The following is a 2695-nucleotide window of genomic DNA, read 5'->3' on the forward strand; positions in this document are numbered from 1 at the left end:
CGAGCCCCAGCCGACGCTACCCACCCCTGACCCCTCCCTTGCAGGGAGGGGAGCCTTCGAGCTTCAGGCGCACGGTCCCAAGGCGCGGAGCACCAGTGCGTAATCCTGGCGTGCCGTCGCGGCGTTGGCGGGGTCGGCCGATTCGAGGCTTTCCGCAGGCAGCGTCCGCGGCAGGCCGCAGGCGAGGCGGTACCAGAGCAGCGTGTTCGGCTTGGGCGCCCCCGCCGATTCGTCGACGATGTCGCCGAGCGACACCGCCCAGCGCGGCTGCTCGCCGGGGCGGCGCAGGATCTGCAGCGAGACCGGCGCACCGTTGGCAGTCTGGAGAAAAACTTGCGTCTCGCCTTCGCCGGGCAGCGAGCCGGGCACGTGAAAGGCATTGCCGACGCCGGTGATTGCGGGGGGGGCGTCCGCGGCGATCGCCTCGCGGACGATTCCGCGGGCGAGGGCATCGAGTTCGGGGGTCCAGGCCTGCTGGCCGTCGGCGCCGGCAAGCTGCACCTGGTCGGGCCGGCCGGTTACCGCGCGGGCGAAGAGCAGGACGCGCTGCTTCTTGAGCTTGGGCGCGCGACCACGCGCGTCGAGCGGCAGATCGGCAACGTAGCCGATTCTCGTCGAAACGCCGTTCGGACCGCGAATCAGGGCTGTTACATCGGCCTCGATATAGAATCGGACGCGTCCTGGGGCGACATTCGCGGCTTCGGCGCCCTTGATCTTCACGGCGCTGCGAATACGCGCGTCGACGATGAGCGGTGCTGCAAGAACTTGTCGCGCAACACTGGCGTAGCTGGGTAATACAGCTGCCGGAGAAGCTTGGTTTTGCGTGGTTTGCAGGGCGGAGTGCGCAGGTTCGGTTAACGATGCTACGCAACAAAAAGCTATCAGTGCGGGTCGGATCATGCGGTTCCGTTACCGGATCCCCCGCTTCTTATACAGAAATAATTCCGTCACGGGGCGCCGGTAGGGACAGTTTGTCCGACAAAGCGTTTGCGTACCCAGAGAGCCCACGATACAGACTCGCGCTCTGCCGCACCGACGCAAGCAAGCGAACGGCGGACGAGCTTGTGCGCGGAGCATTCCAGCGCTCAGGGTCGCCAAGATAGAGGAGTGACGTTGCCGAATGGCTTACGCTGACCGGAATGTAAGTGGCAGCCGGTTCGTTGCGATTATCATAGTCGCAATCATCGTGGCTGGCATGGGTTATGCCTTCGTCACGGGCTTGGCATACCAATATATCAAGAAGAAGGCGGAAGAGCTGAAGACCTTCGAGGTCGAAGAGCCGCCGCCCCCGCCCGAGGAGGTTCCGCCGCCGCCGCCGCCGCCTGACAGCCCCGTACCGCCGCCGCCGACACAGATCGTGACGCCGCCGGCCCAGGTGCAGGTCCAGGTGCCGTCGCCGCCGATGCAGACCACCGCGATCATCCCGCCACCACCGCCGATCACGCCGCCGGCACCCCCGGCACCTGTTGCGCCGCCTGCCCCTCCGGCGGCTCCGGCGATCAGCAAGGCTGCGGCTGCAAAGGGTAACCCCGCCTCGTGGGTCACCCAGGACGATTACCCGCCTGCAGCGCTTCGCGCGGAGCAGGAAGGTTCGGTGGGCATCACGTTCAACGTGAACGCCCAGGGCCGCATCGAGAATTGCTCGGTCAGCTCGTCTTCGGGCGTGTCGAGCCTCGATGATGCCACTTGCCGGCTCGTCGTTCGCCGCGGGCGGTACTCGCCGGCGCTGGACGCCGCGGGTAACCCGATCCCCGGTGGGCGCAAGACGCTCCGGTTCCGGTGGCAGATCCAGAAGTAAGGCGATCAAGGTGGCCGCAAGGCCAGCTCACAGCAATTCTTGTAAGGGAATAACCGACAATGCTCATTTCCATCCTCGCCGCGGCGGCGCCCAACGGCGAAAACCCGTACGGCCTGATGGCCGCGCTCAAGGAAGGCGGCCTGATCTCGCAGACGGTGTTCGCGATCCTGGTGCTCATGCTCTTCGTCTCGCTCTACATCCTCTTCACCAAGCTGTTCGAGCAGCAGAAGATCATCAACCAGTACAAGCGCGTCCGCGCCAGCTTCTGGCAGTCGAACAGCCTGCGCGAAGGCGCGGCCAAGCTCGAGAAGAACTCGGCCTATCGCCAGATCGTCGACGACGGCGTGCAGGCGCAGGAGCAGTATAAGGAGCTTACCGATCCGGTCGAAGCGCATGACTGGCTGCACGGTTCGCTTGCGCGTTCGGAAGCGACGATCAACTCGTCGCTCGCCGGCGGCCTGGCGTTCCTCGCGACCACCGGTGCGACCGCGCCGTTCATCGGTCTGTTCGGTACCGTCATCGGCATCTACCGCGCACTGATCAAGATCGGCGCGGCAGGCCAGGCATCGATCGACAAGGTCGCAGGCCCGGTCGGCGAGGCACTGATCATGACCGCGCTCGGTCTGGTCGTCGCGGTTCCGGCCGTGCTCGCCTACAACTTCCTGCAGCGCCGCAACAAGGCGATCGCCGAGAACCTCAACGCGTTCTCGAACGACGTGCTCGGCTATCTCGCTTCGGACGGCCGCGTCCGCCCCGAGATCGCCAAGAAGGCTGGCGTCGCAGCGACCGCCGGCACCAAGTCGGCCGGCACGACCACGACCGCCGGCCAGGCCGGTGGCGTGCAGACCCGCGCATAAGCTGACACACGGGCCGCGCGCTCCGGCGCGCGGCCTTGGG

3 protein-coding genes are annotated in these 2695 nt (G+C 66.3%); 2 read left to right on the forward strand and 1 reads right to left on the reverse strand.

From position 1 onward, the window contains the following. Positions 1-63: 63 nt before the first annotated feature. Entirely contained in the window at positions 64-720 is a 657-nt protein-coding gene (locus AC3WJI_RS18480; protein WP_492758761.1) for a hypothetical protein, read from the reverse strand. Between the two features lie 400 nt (positions 721-1120). On the opposite strand from AC3WJI_RS18480, the gene AC3WJI_RS18485 reads away from it, so the two are divergent. Together AC3WJI_RS18485 and AC3WJI_RS18490 are read left to right on the forward strand one after the other, a co-directional pair. Then, entirely contained in the window at positions 1121-1798 is a 678-nt protein-coding gene (locus AC3WJI_RS18485; protein WP_492758762.1) for a TonB family protein, read from the forward strand. 59 nt (positions 1799-1857) lie between these two features. After that, a complete protein-coding gene (locus AC3WJI_RS18490) occupies positions 1858-2655 on the forward strand; it encodes a MotA/TolQ/ExbB proton channel family protein (protein ID WP_492758763.1) in 798 nt (265 codons plus the stop codon). Positions 2656-2695 lie beyond the last annotated feature (40 nt).

The sequence above is a fragment of the Sphingomonas sp. FW306-1B-B10E genome (assembly GCF_058782005.1).